At 40.3% G+C, this 18,145-nt stretch carries 21 protein-coding genes; 13 read left to right on the forward strand and 8 right to left on the reverse strand.

Annotated features, from left to right (window positions below; genetic code table 11):
- Positions 1–18: 18 nt before the first annotated feature.
- The 3 genes from ID12_RS08625 (at position 19) to ID12_RS08635 (ending at position 2,379) form a co-directional block, all read left to right on the forward strand.
- Positions 19–396 (forward strand): OsmC family protein, encoded by a 378-nt coding sequence (locus ID12_RS08625; protein ID WP_046527358.1) that lies wholly within the window; start codon positions 19–21, stop codon positions 394–396.
- A 65-nt stretch (positions 397–461) separates the two neighbouring features.
- Entirely contained in the window at positions 462–1,529 is a 1,068-nt protein-coding gene (cax, locus tag ID12_RS08630; RefSeq protein WP_046527359.1) for a calcium/proton exchanger, read from the forward strand.
- A 67-nt stretch (positions 1,530–1,596) separates the two neighbouring features.
- Positions 1,597–2,379: a YfkD famly protein gene (locus ID12_RS08635; RefSeq protein ID WP_017358796.1), complete on the forward strand. Its 783-nt coding sequence runs from the start codon at positions 1,597–1,599 to the stop codon at positions 2,377–2,379.
- A gap of 374 nt (positions 2,380–2,753) precedes the next feature.
- On the opposite strand, the gene ID12_RS08640 is transcribed toward ID12_RS08635, so the two are convergent.
- The 4 genes from ID12_RS08640 to yfkAB form a co-directional block, all read right to left on the reverse strand.
- The gene (locus tag ID12_RS08640; RefSeq protein ID WP_007496614.1) at positions 2,754–3,473 is read right to left on the reverse strand and encodes a YebC/PmpR family DNA-binding transcriptional regulator; all 720 of its coding nucleotides are present in this window, start codon (positions 3,471–3,473) and stop codon (positions 2,754–2,756) included.
- 132 nt (positions 3,474–3,605) lie between these two features.
- Positions 3,606–4,007, reverse strand: a complete 402-nt coding sequence (locus tag ID12_RS08645; protein ID WP_017358797.1) for a nuclear transport factor 2 family protein — start codon at positions 4,005–4,007, stop codon at positions 3,606–3,608.
- Between the two features lie 100 nt (positions 4,008–4,107).
- The gene (locus ID12_RS08650) at positions 4,108–4,944 is read right to left on the reverse strand and encodes a mechanosensitive ion channel family protein (protein WP_046527360.1); all 837 of its coding nucleotides are present in this window, start codon (positions 4,942–4,944) and stop codon (positions 4,108–4,110) included.
- A gap of 7 nt (positions 4,945–4,951) precedes the next feature.
- A complete protein-coding gene (gene yfkAB, locus ID12_RS08655) occupies positions 4,952–6,073 on the reverse strand; it encodes a radical SAM/CxCxxxxC motif protein YfkAB (RefSeq protein WP_017358799.1) in 1,122 nt (373 codons plus the stop codon).
- A 147-nt stretch (positions 6,074–6,220) separates the two neighbouring features.
- Between yfkAB and ID12_RS08660 the strand changes: the two genes are divergently transcribed.
- Entirely contained in the window at positions 6,221–6,412 is a 192-nt protein-coding gene (locus tag ID12_RS08660; RefSeq protein ID WP_003218031.1) for an SE1561 family protein, read from the forward strand.
- Positions 6,413–6,514: 102 nt separating this feature from the next.
- Positions 6,515–7,300, forward strand: a complete 786-nt coding sequence (gene pdaA / locus ID12_RS08665; RefSeq protein ID WP_035391337.1) for a delta-lactam-biosynthetic de-N-acetylase — start codon at positions 6,515–6,517, stop codon at positions 7,298–7,300.
- Between the two features lie 39 nt (positions 7,301–7,339).
- Here the strand turns inward: pdaA and ID12_RS08670 are convergent, their stop codons facing one another.
- The 3 genes from ID12_RS08670 to ID12_RS08680 all read right to left on the reverse strand — a co-directional run bounded on the left by ID12_RS08670 (position 7,340) and on the right by ID12_RS08680 (position 9,468).
- Positions 7,340–7,834 (reverse strand): DUF2716 domain-containing protein, encoded by a 495-nt coding sequence (locus ID12_RS08670; protein WP_035391335.1) that lies wholly within the window; start codon positions 7,832–7,834, stop codon positions 7,340–7,342.
- A gap of 33 nt (positions 7,835–7,867) precedes the next feature.
- Positions 7,868–8,827 (reverse strand): magnesium/cobalt transporter CorA, encoded by a 960-nt coding sequence (gene corA / locus ID12_RS08675; protein WP_007496624.1) that lies wholly within the window; start codon positions 8,825–8,827, stop codon positions 7,868–7,870.
- A 131-nt stretch (positions 8,828–8,958) separates the two neighbouring features.
- The gene (locus ID12_RS08680) at positions 8,959–9,468 is read right to left on the reverse strand and encodes a hypothetical protein (RefSeq protein WP_050827060.1); all 510 of its coding nucleotides are present in this window, start codon (positions 9,466–9,468) and stop codon (positions 8,959–8,961) included.
- Positions 9,469–9,901: 433 nt separating this feature from the next.
- Between ID12_RS08680 and ID12_RS08685 the strand changes: the two genes are divergently transcribed.
- Both ID12_RS08685 and rlmD read left to right on the forward strand, forming a co-directional pair.
- Positions 9,902–10,771: a DNA-3-methyladenine glycosylase family protein gene (locus ID12_RS08685; protein WP_035391333.1), complete on the forward strand. Its 870-nt coding sequence runs from the start codon at positions 9,902–9,904 to the stop codon at positions 10,769–10,771.
- 102 nt (positions 10,772–10,873) lie between these two features.
- On the forward strand, positions 10,874–12,259 hold the full coding sequence (gene rlmD, locus ID12_RS08690) for a 23S rRNA (uracil(1939)-C(5))-methyltransferase RlmD (RefSeq protein WP_419761245.1): 1,386 nt from the start codon (positions 10,874–10,876) through the stop codon (positions 12,257–12,259).
- 275 nt (positions 12,260–12,534) lie between these two features.
- On the opposite strand, the gene ID12_RS08695 is transcribed toward rlmD, so the two are convergent.
- A complete protein-coding gene (locus ID12_RS08695) occupies positions 12,535–12,897 on the reverse strand; it encodes a DUF1433 domain-containing protein (RefSeq protein WP_035391331.1) in 363 nt (120 codons plus the stop codon).
- Positions 12,898–12,947: 50 nt separating this feature from the next.
- Here ID12_RS08695 and ID12_RS08700 point away from each other — a divergent pair, with 50 nt between their 5' ends.
- The 6 genes from ID12_RS08700 (at position 12,948) to ID12_RS08725 (ending at position 18,134) form a co-directional block, all read left to right on the forward strand.
- Positions 12,948–14,363: a hypothetical protein gene (locus ID12_RS08700; protein WP_035391329.1), complete on the forward strand. Its 1,416-nt coding sequence runs from the start codon at positions 12,948–12,950 to the stop codon at positions 14,361–14,363.
- Positions 14,364–14,375: 12 nt separating this feature from the next.
- A complete protein-coding gene (locus ID12_RS08705; protein WP_007496635.1) occupies positions 14,376–14,681 on the forward strand; it encodes a hypothetical protein in 306 nt (101 codons plus the stop codon).
- A gap of 322 nt (positions 14,682–15,003) precedes the next feature.
- Complete coding sequence (locus ID12_RS08710; protein ID WP_079919183.1) at positions 15,004–15,414, forward strand: DUF6508 domain-containing protein; 411 nt, start codon at positions 15,004–15,006, stop codon at positions 15,412–15,414.
- A gap of 26 nt (positions 15,415–15,440) precedes the next feature.
- Positions 15,441–15,959: a hypothetical protein gene (locus ID12_RS08715; RefSeq protein WP_035391324.1), complete on the forward strand. Its 519-nt coding sequence runs from the start codon at positions 15,441–15,443 to the stop codon at positions 15,957–15,959.
- Positions 15,960–16,092: 133 nt separating this feature from the next.
- A complete protein-coding gene (locus ID12_RS08720) occupies positions 16,093–16,920 on the forward strand; it encodes a MerR family transcriptional regulator (protein WP_035391322.1) in 828 nt (275 codons plus the stop codon).
- Between the two features lie 26 nt (positions 16,921–16,946).
- Positions 16,947–18,134, forward strand: coding sequence for an MFS transporter (locus ID12_RS08725; RefSeq protein WP_035391321.1), 1,188 nt, complete (start codon positions 16,947–16,949; stop codon positions 18,132–18,134).
- The last annotated feature ends 11 nt before the right edge of the window (positions 18,135–18,145 follow it).

The following is an 18,145-nucleotide window of genomic DNA, read 5'->3' on the forward strand; positions in this document are numbered from 1 at the left end:
TAGAAAGGTGGAAAAGGAATGAAGCTGATATACGAAAATGATCGGTGGATCGCAAATGCTGATCAAAGGCAGCTGCCTATTTCGGGAAATGAAGAAGCGGGATACAGGCCGTATCAATTGTTCACCTCGGCTATTGCGGGCTGTTTTGGAGAAATGGTCATTCATGTTTGCCGAAAAAAACGAATATCCTATCAAGGGCTGACCATTACACCTGAAACGACAAGAGAAGGAACTGTAAACAAAATCACTCATATTCATTTACATATGATCTTTGAAAGCATCAGCACCTCTGATGAACAGCTGGAAAAAGTAATGAAACTTGCGTTGAAGCATTGCTCCATGGTGCAATCCGTGAAAGGAACGATTGATATCACCCTTTCACACGAACGAATCTAAATGTATATGATGCCGGCACTCACGAAAGAATAACAGTCAGATATGATGTAAAGGAGATTGGCTGTATGAATCGTTTGTTTCTTGTGATTGTCGCAATCGGTGTTCCATTATCTGTAATTGGTAGTTTTCTTCATTTTCCGCAGGCTGTCATGTTCGCCGTCTATTGTATCGCCATCATCGGTCTTGCAAGTTATATGGGAAGAGCGACAGAGAGTCTTGCCATTATAGCGGGACCAAGAATTGGTGGGTTATTAAACGCTACTTTTGGAAATGCAGTGGAATTAATCATTTCATTTTTTGCATTAAAACAAGGACTCACCGCCATTGTCCTTGCTTCACTCACTGGCTCAGTGATCGGCAATTTACTGCTCGTGGCTGGATTGTCTTTTTTCGTTGGCGGATTGAAATTTAAACGACAAGAGTTCAATGTCCACGATGCAAGGCATAACTCTGGGCTGCTTATGTTTGCGATTATTGTGGCATTTGTCATTCCAGAAGTCTTTTCCATAGGGATGGCAGAAGATCGTCAATTTGTTTTAAGTATCGGCATTAGCATCGTGATGATTTTGCTTTATGTCGCAGCACTCTATTTCAAACTGGTCAGCCACAGAGGTGTTTATGTTGCCAAGCAGGAAATTACGGAAGGAGAAGCAGCGACGGAAGAAGAAACACCAGAATGGTCTGGGAAGTTTGCCACGGCGATTTTACTCCTTGCGACAATTGCTGTGGCGTATATTTCAGAGCGGCTCGTCCATACATTTGACACAGTCGGAGAACAGTTTGGCTGGAGTGAACTGTTTATCGGGGTCATCATTGTTGCGATTGTCGGTAATGCAGCAGAACACGCATCTGCTGTCATTATGGCGTATAAAAACAAAATGGATGTCGCGGTCGAAATTGCTTTCGGTTCTACGCTTCAAGTCGCCATGATGGTCGCACCGATCCTTGTGATCAGCTCTCTGTTTTTTGAAAAGCAAATGCCACTGATCTTCTCATTACCAGAACTCATTGCCATGGCATCCTCTGTTTTACTAACCGTGATCCTTTCAAATGATGGGGATACGAACTGGTTTGAAGGTGCTACATTGCTCGCTGCCTATTTCATTATGGCGATTGGATTTTTCCTTTTATAATCTTTTGTGGATAAGGGACGTCTTTCGGGAAAATACTATGGAAAAATGAATGAGAAAGAGTGATGATATGAAAAAGATGCCCCGCATCATGTTTGTTGTTCTCTTATCCTTAAGTTTCCTATACAGTTTTCCAGCCGAGGCAGCAAAGCCGTTTAAGGTGCCATCGTCTGTCGCCAGTATCTCAAAGGAAAATACGTATCCAAATGCGTCACAAGATCAACCGCTGCTACAGCCGAGCGAGCTGACGGCCGAATTATTTAAAACAACAAGTGTACCAATTGAAAATACACATTTAATTAAAATGCTGAATGAATCCAGTATATCAGGTACACCGCTAGCAGTTGGCTACAGGGCAACGATTTTTCTTGGAAGATGGGCACTCAGCTATGATTCAAACGAAACCGTCGCCAATTGGGAATACAAAAAAGTGAACACGAATCACATTGATAATAGAGGCGGAAACAAAACAGCCATCGGCAAATATGTGCAAAAGCAACAAGTAAAAGTAAGTGGAGGGCTCACAGCAAAAGTACCAAACCCAGAAGATGTGAAAACATTGATGATGCAAAAAGCCATCCAAAAAACAAAACTTCCGCTCGCCTTCGACACAGTGATTGGTGCAGGAACAAAGCGAGATCAGTCCTACCACGTATCTCCGAAAAAAGCAGCATCCCTGCATGCATACGCTCCAGCCATTAACGAAAAAGGAAAGGTTACTTACGGAGAAGTGTATCTTGTGCTCAAGGGAAATAAACGCAAACTTGTCGTAAAAAATGTGACCTCACAAGGAATCGGCGCTTGGATTCCTGTTCAGGATCACCTGACGTTTGGGTTTCAAGGGATGAATTAAAAACAGTCATCTCCTCTTACCAAGGGGAGATGACTGTTTTTTGATTAAGATGTCCTATCTTTTTTCTTTTTCATTTCATGAATGTAAAAATCAAAGGCGTTATATAAAAACCATACAAAGAAAAGAAAGAGAAAGACTTTAGTGAATATCGTCAAATTGTTGAAAATTAAGCATAGGCCAATAAAAGGGAGGATCATAAAGCCATAATACGAAAACCACCATGTTTTAAAAATGAAACTCAGCTCCTTGGTTATTTGTGGAAACGACTCTTTCTTCATATTACATGGTCTTGAGTAGAACGTAAACCTTACCTAGACAATAAAAAAGCCAACGCGGAAGTTGAATGAATCCAACAACTACGATGGCTTAGCTGATTATTCTCCTAAATCCACATTATGATAAACTTGCTGCACGTCTTCAAGCTCTTCTAATACATCGATTAGTTTCTCGAATTGTGCTTTCGATTCATCATCTAATGTCACTTCGTTTTGAGGCAGCATTGTGATTTCAGCGACAGTAAATTCTTCTACGCCTGCCTGTTTGAACGCTTCTTGAACTTGATGGAATTGATCTGGTTCAGCGTAGACGATCACCGTATCATCTTCTTCCATAATGTCACGTACATCAATGTCTGCTTCCATTAAAAGTTCAAGCGTTTCTTCTTCACTTTTCCCCTCGACACCGATCACCGCTGTTTGGTCAAACATGTAAGCAACAGATCCACTGACGCCCATATTTCCGCCGTTTTTCCCAAATGCTGCACGAACATCAGACGCTGTGCGGTTGACGTTATTGGTCAGGGCATCAACGATCACCATAGATCCGTTTGGACCAAATCCTTCGTAACGCAGCTCATCGAAGTTCTCTTCTGCACCGCCTTTTGCTTTTTCAATCGCACGGTCCACAATGTGTTTTGGGACACTATATGTTTTTGCACGTTCTAGGACAAAGCGAAGTGCTTGGTTTGATTCTGGATTTGGCTCACCTTGCTTGGCAGCCACATAGATTTCACGCCCGAATTTTGCGTAAATACGACTTGTATTGGCATCCTTTGATGCTTTCTTTTCTTTAATGTTGTTCCATTTACGACCCATCTTATTCACTCTCTTTCAATTAGTAAATACACAGTATGAGGGTCCCCATGCTGCATGAAATCAATCTGCTTTCTATTATACATGAATCAGTCAAGAGGATAGAAGTAAGACGGCTGAAAAGAAAAGAATTCCTTAGCTGATATGTCCAAGTTGTTCAAGCGTCTTATTTTTCTCATGCGGTCTAGTCAGCTCATCACACCGAATGATTCTACCATCTAATAAAGTAAATAACGCCATCACATCTATTAGACCATGGTCTCCTGTGGACAGCTCAACATGTACAGTGTAACGAAAACACCCTTGCTGAGTCTCTTCATCAAACAACATATCATGAAAGGCGGGGATGTCGAGCTGTTTGGTCATGACTTTTAATGTGGAGAGATGCTTTTTAAATTCATCAAGGGAAGAGACCTTTCCATCAGTGACTTGCTGATAATCTGAAGAAAAATAAGTCTCCACCTTTTCTATATCTAATTGGATTAACACCTCTTGATACATTTGCTTAATAAAAAAAATCGCTTCAGTTTTTCTCAATGTAAACATCCTTTCTTTTAGTTAACCGGTGAACTATATAATATTATAATTAACTGGTTAACTAAAAACAATCAAAAAAATAACCTCATCACAAATGAGGTTATTTTGTAGGCTGTGGATAGACGAGATCCTCAAGCAATTTCACATCATGCTGATGAAGTTGTGTGATCATTTCTTTTCGCACAGCGAGGGCGGCTTCAAAGTATTTTTCATCCTCGACCATTCCTTTTACGGTGATCTCAATCCCGCGATTCAATTTATTGAGCCCCATAATGCCATGAACCTGAAAAGGTTCAATGGCGTTTTGGAATTCATCTTTTTTCAGTAAATCATGATGCATTTGATTTAAGTGATCACATGCTGTTTCTAGCGCCTTGAAAGCAATGTCAGGATTTTGGTTTGCGCTGATCAAGACTGACTCTGTGATACGCATGTAGTGCATATTGTAGTTTTGGATTTGACGAATGTCTCCGTTTGAAATGGTTAACAGCTTGCCGCTCCATTCTCTAATTTGCAGAGACCGGAGACCAATTTCTTCAATGGTTCCGTTAAAAAGATTATTGACCGTCACATAGTCACCTTTATGAATTTGCCTTTCATAAATGAGGAAGATGCCAGCTAAAATATCACGAATCAAGGTCTGAGCGCCAAAACCAATGACAATTCCAGCAACACCAGCCCCCGCAAGGATTTTCCCAAAGTCATGAAAAAATAGAGAAATCACATATAAGACAAAACATATGGAAGCTGTATACTTTGAAACCGATTTGACCAAGCTCTCAATCGTTTTTTTCTTTTTATCTTCAATGAATTCAGTTCGTTTAAAGAAAATCTGAAGCGCTTTGTTGATCATAAAGACGGCAAGCCAAAGAATGAGTCCAACAAGGAGAATTTCAATGTATTTGTTCTTGACCACTGTCAGAAATGTTTCGTCCATCTATCGGTTACCCCCTGGCTGTACGAGAAGTAAAATCAACATCTTGATAATAACTGTTTTTCACAAGAACATTTGGACCAAGGCATTGCACACTTGGGCAATGACAATTCAGTTCTTTTGCCAATTTTGTGTTCATCCAGCGTGTATAAGCTGATTGCAACGTATCGGTTTCAATATTTCCTAATGGCGGTGTATCGCCAAAGTCTGTCACAATAATATTCCCATCAAAAATATTCACATTCAACCGTGAACGGCCATCAGGGTCATTTCGTACTGTCACATTTTTCGCTTGACGCAATCGAGTCAAGAGGCGCTGGTCTTCTTCATCTGTGCTGCATGAATAAAATGGCAATGTGCCAAACAGCATCCATGTGTTCTCATCACGAACATCGAGCAACTGATGAATCGCATCCCGCATTTGTGGAAGCGACAATGATTCAAGGGCGCTCGCAAAATCACTTGGATACATCGGATGAACTTCGTGGCGCTGGCATTTCATCTCGTCCACGATTTGACGATGAATGTGTTCAATATAAGGAAGCGTACGCTTATTCAGCATCGTTTCAGCAGATACGGTTACACCCGCTTTCACAAGGGCCTGACTATTCTCAATCATGCGGTTAAACAATTTCTCACGCTGCTCAAAGGTTGGCTTTCGGTCCATCATTGCAAAACCAACCGTAGCAAACTCTTCGACCGTCCCCCAGTTATGTGAAATGTGTAGGACATCCAAGTATGGAATAATCTCTTCATATCGAGCCAAATCAAGTGTTAAATTCGAATTAATTTGGGTACGGACGCCGCGTTCATGGGCATACTTTAATAAAGGAACGACATATTCCCGTACAGATTTCAGAGACAGCATCGGCTCTCCGCCTGTGATGCTAAGGGAACGCAAGAGCGGTACTTCATCTAAACGGCGAAGCAGTAAATCGAGTGGCAGTGCATTCGGATCTTTTGGCTGCAAAGTATAGCCAACCGCACAGTGCTCACATCTCATGTTACACAACGTCGTTGTCGTCAATTCAATATTTGTCAGCTTCATTTCTCCGTAATCCTGCACATCGAGATAGGCTTCCCAAGGGTCGAATGCAGGTGTAATCGGACGAAGTGCTGTTTTTTGGTTCATGGTATCTATCTCCTTTTCATTCGGGCAAACATAGACCCGCCAACAGTTAATTTTAAGCCCCATCACCGTTATACGCAAGAGGGGACACAATTGATTTACAAAGGAAAAAAAGATAAGCTATAAACAAATGCTAAAGGGAGTGTATCTATGGGCAAGGCAGCAGACAGCAAAGAGCAGCAGGTTGATTATTTAAAGAACCGATTAGATATGTTTATGAATGTGATTGATTCATTAGATCCTGAATCCACAGACGTTGAGGATATAGACAGACTCATCCAGATGATTGACGACCTAGAAGCGAAATATGAACGATTTAAAACCGATTGGAAGGAAGAATAGCTCGCGCTGATGCGGGCTTTTTTCTTTAAATTGGCAGGTCAAAAAGTGTATGAGTACCCGGTATATTCTGCACAATAGAAGAAAAACCGGGAAGTGACTTAAATGAAAAAATGCATACTGATCTGTCTATGTGCGCTTTTTGTATCGATGCCTTTTTCAAACTTAGAAGCCGTGTCTAATCAGCCGATTCATTGGGGATTTGCTAAAAGCAAAGAGCACAAGCCAGCAGATGCCGGCAAGGAACTGAAGACACTCTTAAAGAAATATGATGCTTTCTATTTAGGAAATACGAAAAAGAAAGAGATTTATTTTACTTTCGACAATGGCTATGAAAATGGGTACACACCCAAAATCTTGGACGTGCTGAAAAAGCATCAAGTACCCGGCACCTTTTTTGTGACTGGGCACTTCGTAAAGGACCAGCCCAAGCTCGTCAAACGTATGGCAGAGGAAGGTCATATTATTGGCAACCATTCCTATCACCATCCAGATTTAACAACAAAGAGCACGAAAGAAATCAAAGAAGAGCTAGATCGTGTCAATGAAGCGGTATACAAAATCACAGGAAAACAAGATAACCTCTACCTTCGTCCACCGCGCGGGGTGTTCAGTGAAAGGGTACTAAAGGAAACGAAACAGCTTGGCTACCAAACCGTTTTCTGGTCAGTAGCGTTTGTAGATTGGCACATCCACCATCAAAAAGGAAAACAGTATGCGTACAATCAAATGATGAAACAGGCGCATCCGGGTGCCATTTACTTACTTCATACCGTCTCAAGGGACAATGCCGAGGCACTTGATGATGCCATCACTGCTTTAAAAAAACAAGGATATACCTTTAAAAGCTTAGACGATCTCATGCTTGAAAAAGTATGGCATCTCCCTTAGCTATAGAAAAAAGCTTGCAGACACTGCAAGCTTTTTGACTTATCCTTCTCTTATTTTACGCTGGAACAAAAGGGGACGATGACGAGTAAAGGAGTCAATCAAGCCCTCACCGAAAATCGTGATGCTTTGCTCCCAAGGATGTCCTAGTAAACCCCAGGTCATCTCTTTCGATAAAAAGAAATAGTAATCCCCATTTGGGAGCACAGGGACTCTCCATTCTCCAAATTCATCTTTTTCAAATGAGCCGTATGGTGTGATCCAATAGCATTCGTGCTGCCAATCAAGTACCAGCATATATTCGCCGGTTCCGGTGATATTCTCCTGAAAAGACAGCAGTGCCTTCTTTTCAAGGTCTTCATCCGCACTTAGGAGAGAAGGGTCCTCGAAATAAGCAGAGATATCATATGTGATGTAAGGAGATGGTGCTTGAAAACCGGGAAAGCGAGAGATGCTTGGGTTAAATTTAAACTCTTGATCAAATGTTTTCCATGCGTACTTTAGTTCTTTGTCTGTCAGTGGAATCCAGTTTTCCATAGTATCTCCCTTTCAAGCACTTCTCTCAAAAAACTATTTGAAAATCCTAAACCATCCTTTATGTTTAAACCACAAAAGCATCCCTGAGACAAGCAAACCCATGAAAATCAGTACGCCAAAATAGCCATATTTCCAGTGTAATTCAGGCATGTTATCAAAGTTCATCCCATACACCCCAACAATAAAGGTGAGTGGAATAAAAATCGTCGAGACAATGGTCAGTGTCATCATGATGGCATTCATTCGGTTGGAATTTAGTGTTTGATAGCTGTCTCGTAAATCGGCTGTCATATCACGGTTTGACTCAACGATCTCTGTTAGTTTCAATAGATGATCATAAATATCATTAAAATATGCTTGCCGGTTTGCATCGCTTTTCATCATATTCGTGTTCACAATTCGATATAAGAGGTCCCTCATCGGGATAATGGTTCTGCGCAGTTTGAGCAAATCGGATCGAATACCGAATACTTCGTTCATTAATGTACCATACGTTTTATGCCCTTCTTCATCCTCGATTTCATTGAGCCTGTCCTCAATTTGATAAATAATAGGAAAATAATCATCGACGAGCTGGTCGATCAGCATATAAGCCATATGCTCTGGACCGCTCTCTCTCGCTTTATCAGACCCTTTGAGCTTTCGAATGACTCGATCAATGTAGGGCGCTTCCTTCAAATGAAAAGTAACGATATAGTTTTCTCCAACAAACAGGTCGACTTCTTCAGATCGAAGTGTTTTTTGATTGAGGGCATGAAGGACGAAAAATAAATACCCTTCATAAAAATCAAGCTTCGGCCGCTGTAAATAATGGAAGCAATCTTCAATCGCAAGCGGATGGAACTGAAAAAATTCCTTTAACAGTGCTGCTTCCTTTTCCGTTGGCGCATAAAAATCTATCCAATACCAGGCGATATCGGGGCTTGAAAGCTGCTGCAATGTTGCATGTTCAATCAAGTCACCGTTTTTTGTCACTGCAAGTTTTTTCAGCATGTGCACCCCTCCAGACTTGCATTATATCATGAAGCAGCAGCGGTGAACTTATACGTTTTCACCATAAAAAAGCCGATCTCATCGCTGAGATCGGTCCAATGTGCGTGTATGATTGATGGATAAAGCGAGAATTAAGGACGGTGGAACGTAACGAATTTATTTTGACGGTCAAACCAGCCTCTAAATGCCCAGTTATCCCAGCCGCCATCGCCGTTGTTTTTAAATGTACCGCTCTCAAAAACCCAAATACCGTAAACAACATTACCAAGGTTAGCAGTAGCGAAAGTTTTCACACCATTAAAGCGGTCTTCATAGTTTTGGCTTAGGTTAAAGACCATGACGTTATATCTGCCGCCAGCAGCATAGAATGTGCTTTCCATTACACCTTTAACGAATCCAGAACGGTTGGCATTTGCATTTACTGCGTTAATGATTGCATTGGCAATTCCAAGGACATCGAAATTGACGTTAACATTAGGACTAGCTGTCGTTCCAGCTTTACCTTCAGCAGCTTTGTTTAACACAGTTTGCTGAATAGTTGTTGAAACTGGAGCAGTTTTTTGCTCAGCAGCGTCAGCGAATACTGGTAGTGTCGAAGAAACAGCAGTGGCAAGGGCAACAGAAAGAATTGTTTTTTTCATTGGTCGGATCTCCTTTGTTTTTAAATTTTGGGTCTTCTTTTAGTAAAACGTGAAACTAGGTGAAGCCGGTTATCAATGAGGTAAATATGTTCCTGCAAGATGAAACAAATGATTGCCTAATCCGCTAATTCCTTTGTTCACCTCCTTGATATGTCATAATTATACAAATATTTTTGAAATAGAAGATATCACCCATAGGTTCTATTTCTAATTTAAGGAAAATGATCCTAAAATGTTGAAGATTGCTGTCGAATTTTAGCTGAATTCGACTAAAAATTTTCATCTATCCAAAAGGAGAATGACCATAAATAAGGAAGATATAACTGATAAATTCTTGTACTCTTTATATTTAAAAGTATTCAATATAGAGAATCATTCATGCAAAGTGAAACAATCACATCTGCGTGTGTTGACAGAAAGGAAGAGGAAAAACATGTGGGAAAAACACCTATTGGTTGAACCACCCTATCACTTCGATCAAGTGCTGAGACGTTTATCGAGCGATCCATTAAAGGCGGTCGATCTGGATAAAAGAGAAATCAAAGTACCGATGAGGCTGAATCATAAACCGTACATTGCAGTCGTTCAAGCGACAGGAACAAAAGAAGCACCTTCGTTCCGGGTACAGGCTAACGGGCCGGAGGAAGCCATCCTTTCTGAGGTGAAGCGGATATTTGGCATGGAACATCAATTACATGCTGTGCATGACCATTTTGCTCAAACAAATCTTGCGCCCATTTTTGACCGTCATATCGGAACGCCGCTTATGCTGGATTTCCATCTATATCATTGCTTGATGAAATGCATCATTCATCAGCAGCTCAATCTTGCATTTGCTTATGAGCTGACGAAACGGTTTGTTCATACGTATGGTGAGCAAATCGACGGCGTCTGGTTTGACCCTTTACCGAAAACCATTGCATCACTTGAAACCGACGATTTGAGAAAACTGCAATTCAGTCAGCGAAAAGCGGAATATGTGATTGATGTCTCAAAGCGAATAGTGAGCGGCTCTCTGGATTTAGAGGAATTACACGACTTAACGGATATTGAAATTGAAGAACGTCTGCTTCCGATTAGAGGGATTGGACCTTGGACGGTTCAAAATGTCCTCATGAATGGACTAGGAAGACCAAATCTCTTTCCAATGGCAGATATCGGGATTCAAAATGCGATCAAACGTCACTTTGACCTGCCAGAAAAGCCAACAAAAGAAGAGATGGCAGTTTTAAGCAAGGAGTGGGCACCTTATTTAAGCTACGCCTCCCTTTATTTATGGAGAAGTATAGAGACAGATAAATAATTGAAAGGCATTTTCTCTCTTCGTCCAAGTCGTGATATACTATTCAGATGGAATAAAATGAGGACAACCGATAAAGGTTTAAATAGAACGGAGAGAATAAACGTGAAAGAAAAACAGCAAGGAGCCCTTCTGCAAAAGGGGCAGCAGTTCCCGCTTACCATTAAACGCCTTGGCATTAATGGGGAAGGGGTCGGTTATTTTAAAAAGCAAGTGGTCTTTGTCCCAGGTGCACTTCCAGGTGAGGAAGTAGTAGTTGAAGCAACGAATGTTCAAGCGAAATATGCAGAAGGTACGGTGAGGAAAGTTCGCAAGCGCTCAGAACATCGAGTGAAACCGCCGTGCTCAGTATACGAAGAGTGCGGAGGCTGTCAGCTTCAGCATTTGGCATACGAGCAGCAATTAAAGGAAAAACGCGATATTGTCATTCAATCAATGGAGCGTCATACAAAGCTGTCGGTTGAAAAGATCGATATTAGACCAACAATCGGTATGGAAGATCCATGGCACTACCGGAATAAAAGTCAGTTCCAAGTCGGAAGATCACATAGCGGCGACATCATCGCAGGGCTTTATGGGCTGAATTCTCATAAACTTGTTCCGATCAAGGAATGTATCGTCCAGCATCCGAAAACGAACAAAACAACAGGCGTCGTCCGCAAAATTTTAGAGAAATTCGGCGTATCTGTCTACAACGAGCGGACAAGAAAAGGCGACGTGCGCTCGATTGTTGTGCGTGTCGGCTTTGAAACAGGTGAAGTACAAGTCGTCCTTGTCACATCAAAGCCTGAGTTTCCAAAGAAAAAAGAAATCGCCGAAGCCATTCAAAAACGTCTGCCAGAAGTGACGTCTATTATGCACAATATCAATGGCGAAAAAACGTCAGTCATCTTTGGGCATAAAACATCGCTCCTAGCTGGCAACATGGTCATCCAAGAATTTTTAGGAGACGTCTCATTTGAATTGAGTGCACGGGCTTTCTTCCAATTGAATCCGAAGCAGACATTAAAGCTTTACGACGAAGCGAAAAAAGCGGCCAAACTGACTGGCAAAGAAAAGGTAGTCGATGCGTATTGCGGTGTTGGAACCATTGGAATGTGGCTCTCAGATGGAGCAAAAGAAGTAAGAGGTATGGATGTCATCAAAGAATCAATTGATGACGCGAAGAAAAATGCCAAAAAACACGGCATGAAAAACGCAACTTATGTGACAGGCACAGCTGAACACTGGCTGCCAAAATGGGTCAAAGAAGGCTTCCGTCCTGACGTTATCGTCGTCGACCCGCCAAGAACAGGCTGCGAACGCACTTTCCTAGACACCGTCAAACAAGTCAAACCAAAACGCTTTGTCTACGTCTCTTGCAACCCATCTACACTAGCAAAAGACCTCGAATACATGTCAAAAGACTACAAGATCGAATACATGCAACCAGTGGATATGTTTCCGCATACGGCGCATGTGGAGTGTGTGGTGTCTTTAGTCCTTAAATAATAGTGGGCAAAGAACCGCAAAAGGCCATTATGATCATTTAACCTTCTAATATGATGTAATCACCAAATTTTTTTCTGTTAAGTGAGCTTAAATATCATCAGTCATGTTTTATCAATGGAAGTTTTATATGAATATATGCATGGTCTTATCGCAGATGGTATCTATGGTCCAAAACCAAAGAAAAAAGCGCAGCTCGAAGCCTTCTTGAAGTAAACAAATAGTCCCCTTGAATTTTCGAGGGGACGTTTTTGTTTATTCGATGATTTATTCTCTTTTTAATACTCGCATACTTTATTTTCGCACTCAGGTTTTTCTTTAGCATCTACAGTGAAAGATATGACTTCGTCATTGCCTTTATCATAGATTCCCCATATTTCTTTTTTCTTATTTTCATTGAGATAACCATTAATTTCAATACCGCCCATTGGGTTTATCTCATAATCATCAGTATAATCAATTCGTTTAATATCATTATAGTTTGTTTTAATAAAGTCAGTCATTCTTTTCTTAGCCAAGGAATACAATTCTTCTTTTTTAGCTTCTTGGGCAGCTGTTTTTTTGTCGTGTTGTTCCTTCATAAATATCCCTCCAAGTGATATAATAACCAAAGTCATAAGGATAATTATGTATTTTTTCATAAAACCATCCTTTCTATCTTAGATTTTACATGAGAGAAGGGGCATTGTACATGAATACAAAGACGGACATACCTAATTTAACAGATAAAGATTATTTTTCTCTGAGCCAAAATACATATAGTGAAAAGAAAATGAGAAAAGCCTATGAGAATAAGACACCACTTGTAAATGATTCAAAAAAAGCTTTTTACGTAGATAAAATCAAAAAAGACCCAGACACAGGGCTAGATGTTTACGTATTTGTCCAAGCCAAGAAAAAAGAAGGTAAATGGGTTAAACCAAAAGAGCCTGAGAATGTTGTCGTAGGTTTTCAAGGAACGAATCAAGAACAAATCAAAGCTGACGTGATAAGTGCAGATGGCGGCAACGTGGTAATGGGTCAAGACCCGAAAAAGAAAGTCAAATACATCATGAAAAAAGAGGCACCTGAAAACTCTAAAGCGATTACCAAGTATAACGGTAGTATGGAACAAGCCATGTTGTTGAAAAGTGGAGAATACAAAATTGTCACTAAGACATCTCAATTTGATCAAGGTGATAAGCTCGTCGCCAATGAAGTGAAAAAGTATGCTGGCACTAATACAGTGATTTCAACAACGGGACACTCACTTGGAGGGGCAGATGCGGAATACGCTGGTGTAAACAATCATGTTTACAGTGTAGCCTTTAACAACCCTTCCATTGTTAAGCTGCATGATGAAGAAACACAGAAGAAAATCAGAAACGGCGAATTTGATTTGTATCATAAAGCCATCATTAATCCCGATGATATGGTGGGGGCAGGTTGGTTGTTGGAATATGACAGGCACAACGGAACGACAATTTATACGAAAGATCCTAGTCAATCACGAAGAGAGCGTATAGATCGGTTTGTGTCTCCGCTTGGTGTTCCTGGGGTTTTAGGGAATTTGATTACTTCCTTCTATGGCCAAGCATTCGCAAAAGATCCGGATACTCATAGTTTAAATGAGTCGAACTTTACATTTGATAAGAATGGTCATATCAAAAGTGTGGATGGAAGCGAAGGTGTTTATAACCGGAATATCGAATCGTTCTCATCTTATTCAGGTATGAATGGACAAACCATCAAAGTGGATGCTAAATATGCAAAAGAATTAGCTCATCGATTACAGGCAGCTATCGAAGACTTAAAAACAAAAAAACAAGCAATTGAACAATTCCCTCATGATCACAGCAAAATGGTGTATGACGTGAAATCTATTTGCGGAAAAAGGTTAGGAGAATTCAAGGATTTAGATCCAAGTGACGTTGAAAAAGCTATATTGTTTCACGCCCCTTTTGTGAAAGATGGAGCAGCATTTTATGACTCAGAAGAACAGTATCAAACTGAGGCTTCTCTACATTATTTGATTAGAGATTTAGAGGATATTAGTGAGTTTATTGTGAAAATGGCGGAGGATTTAAAAGATAAGGATAATGAATTAGCAAGATGGTTACGGTTGTAAGGGGGATTTCAATTGCCATATGGAGTTAATATGGATGCAGATGAGTTTTACAGACGATTACAACAGAATGAGGAATTAAAAAAAATTGTAGGTTCAAGTTTAAAAACGCATTGTCAGCATCTAAAAGAGGACACAAAACATGCGTCAGACTTTTCTTCAGCACAACAGGTTGTAGCTGAAGTGTATGTTGCTTTACTCTCTTCATTTGAAGGAAAAGCTAAGGATGCATTGGTACAAAGACTCAATGAAAATGCGAAGATGCTGACAAATGCAACAGAGAACAGAAGTGCCTTTCTAAGAAGTATAAAGACAAAATAGTGAACATAACCTCTTCGCAACGATGTGACAGAGGTGTTTTTATATTTGAGAATCGTCTTATAAATTCCTTGACGCTTTATTCACAGCTGGTATCAGCTTATTATTTAATATGACACATAAACATTGACAAGCAAGATGATTAATACCGTGTATGTGAAGACAGTTGTATCGATGGTACGAGTGTAAAAAGTGAAATGAATAAAAATGGTTCGTGACTTGAATACTGGTTTCTAGTTTGTACGATGATCACGGACTTTTTTATTAACTTATTCATAGAGATCGATCAAAGAATTTTTAATTCATGAAAAGGTGGAGGATGAGGTTGAGTCAATTTGAGATTTTAACAAACTATATCCCTATGCTTCAAGGCGATGATATTGGTGAATGGGTCATAGATCAAGAAAATGACGGAACAGCGGAACACCCGATTCAGATACCCTATGTGAATTATTCCGAAACGGTCCGTCGTTTTATCGAGGATGTCTATACATTTGCAGAACAGCATCAAGAACTGGAGATTACCCGCTATAGAGAGATCCTCAAAGAAAATGGAATTGAATGGGGAATGAACGACATGGAGGATGTGGACGCTTCCAATTTAAATTCGCAGTGTGTACTGGCTCTCATCATGGGGGTTCTGAGAGCTGAACGATTTTGCGAGGGTGTTATACTCGATTTCTTTAAAAACGGAGCTATTGTCAAGTGGCTTGAAAGATTGGAACGTTTGGAGTAAGAGAGACTAGATTTCGGGGTGATCAATTGAAAAACAAAACAGATGTATCCCACATGTTTCCTCCTATGAAAATAGAAGAAATTGATCATATTTTATTATATGATCTTGATGCAATAAAAATGGAAAAAGAAGATGAACGTATAAAATTCATTTTACAAGATCCCTATTGTCCTGATAAACATCATATTCACAGTGTGTATGTCATCTATAAAAGGTCTATACTCAATTTACTTGAAGGTAGGATTCGTTCTATTCATAGTCATGAATTCATGACTGCTAAGAAAAAGGATCGAACAATTTCTATAGAAGATATAGAATATGTATTAGAGATCGCTACAGTTGTGGTTCTTGCAAGTGAAAATAATGGAATATTGACGAATTATTTTTATAGTGGAGTCGGACAAAGGTTAGATTGTATTTTTCATCTATGCTTAGGCTATTCAACAGATTTACAAAAGAAAGAGCATAAAGTAAGTTTGCAACGATTTATGGATGATATAAAGATTGTTGAAGCGATGGGATTGTTAGCAAAAATAGTAGGATAATGAGCAAAACCTAGATTTTAGAGAAATCTAGGTTTTTTCGTCTTTTGAAAAATTTAATCAACTTCATTTTGACCTTCCCCTTAACTGAAAGGTTTATACTGTGATCAGATCAACAAATCGGAGGAGATGCAGGATGTTTAAGATCGGCGATTTTTCTATGTTAAGTAAAGTGCCTGTCAAAACCTTAAGGTATTACGACCAAATTGATTTATTAAAGCCTCAGCAGATTGATCAAGATTCGGGATACCGTTATTACTCAGCTGAACAGCTGCTTGAGGTCAATCGAATTTTTCTCTATAAGGAATTAGGCTTTACGTTAAAGCAAATGGGGCAGCTACTTCGTGAAGATATTTCTGTCGAGCAGATTCAGGGCATGTTTCTCTTGAAAGAGAGTGAGATTCAGCAATTGATCGAAAAAGAACAACAGAAATTAGCCCGTATTAAGGAGCGGATGCACCTCATCAAACGAGAGGGGTGTGTTGAAAAAGAACAGGAGGTCATCATCAAATCTGTTGAAAGCAAACGCATCATGTCTTTTCAATCCAACGGAACTGTTGAAGAAATCCCTTCATTCTTTCAAATGTTTCATCATTTATTACATAAACATCAACAAGAATCGATCTCGGGACCACAAGTAGTGCTATGGAGAGAATCACTGGATAAAGAAAGTGAGTTTGAATTTGAGGTGGGGTATTCCGTCAAATCGTTAAGGTGCTCTCTTCCTCAGGGAATGACAATTCGCACGTTACCTGCAGAAGACACCATGGCAACACTCTTATTTCATTCCCATTCTCCATCCGCACAAACTGCTTGTGTTGATCTGGCGACATGGATCGAACATAACGGATACCGCGTGAAAGATGATCAGCCGGGCCGAGAAATCTATTACCCATTGTCAGAAAATGAAGAAGGCAGACTCATTGAAATTCAAATTCCTATTAAAAATGAAATCAAATCGTAAACATGGCCCAAAGGAGAAACGTCACGATGCAAAATAAAACCGTTGTCTATTTACTTGCTTTAGCAGCTTTTTTAATCGGAACGATCGAATACATCATTACTGGCATTATTCAAATGGTCGCATATGATTTACATATCACAACGTCTACAGCTGGCTTATTGGTCACATCTTTAGCACTTTCGGCCGCAATCGGTGCACCGATTGTCATCGCACTAACCATCAATATGGACCGCAGAAAAATATTAACATGGACGCTGATCATTTTTATTTTAAGTAACTTCATCACAAGTATCAGTCATTCGTTTGAAATGGTCATGATCACAAGAGTTTTACAAGGAATCAGTGGGGGAACGGCGATTGTAGTGGCGATGGCGGTTGCAACTCGTCTTGTAGAACGGGAAAAAAGAGGAACAGCGATTGGCATCATTTTAATGGGATTAAGCAGCTCCTTGGTTTTAGGCGTTCCAATCGGGACATTTCTAAGCAGTATGATCGGATGGAAAGCATTATTCGCAGCCATTGGAGTGATCACGCTTATTCCGCTGATTGTGGTGTATAGGCGGATCCCTTCTATGAAAGAACAAGAACCGGTGACGCTTCGTATGCAATTATCGATTTTAAAAGACAAGCGTATATTACTTGCAGTGGCAGTGACGCTATTTTATGTAGGTGGATATTCCACGTTATTTACCTATTTAACGCCCTTCCTGCAAGCATCAGCCAACCTTAGCATTACAGAAATCAGTGGCATTTTGTTACTAGCGGGAATATGCAGCTTTTTAGGATCAAGCCTTGGAGGGATGGCAGCAGATAAAAAAGGACCCATCTTCACGATTTTTTCTGGCATCATCTTGCAAATCATGATGCTCATGCTACTAGCATTTGTCACAGGGAATCTCGTGGTCATGGTGGCTGTTATCATGATATGGATGATCGCTACATGGAGTACATCACCAGCTCAGCAGCTATATCTTGTAACCCTTGTTCCAAAATCTCCTGATATTGCATTAAGTGTCAATACATCATTTATTCAATTCGGATTTGCTTTAGGATCGGGGTTAGGGGGGATTGTGTTGAGCAGGACATCTATATTGCACCTGAGCTGGATCAGTGCTGGAACGGTTCTTCTCGCTTTACTCATGACCATCTTGATGGTGGCGTTTGACAGAATCTCTCAGCAGAAGAGTTTGAAGGTGATCGAGCAAGGAAGGTAACTTAAATTCAA

It is taken from the genome of Bacillus altitudinis (assembly GCF_001191605.1).
Classification (GTDB): Bacteria; Bacillota; Bacilli; order Bacillales; family Bacillaceae; genus Bacillus; species Bacillus altitudinis.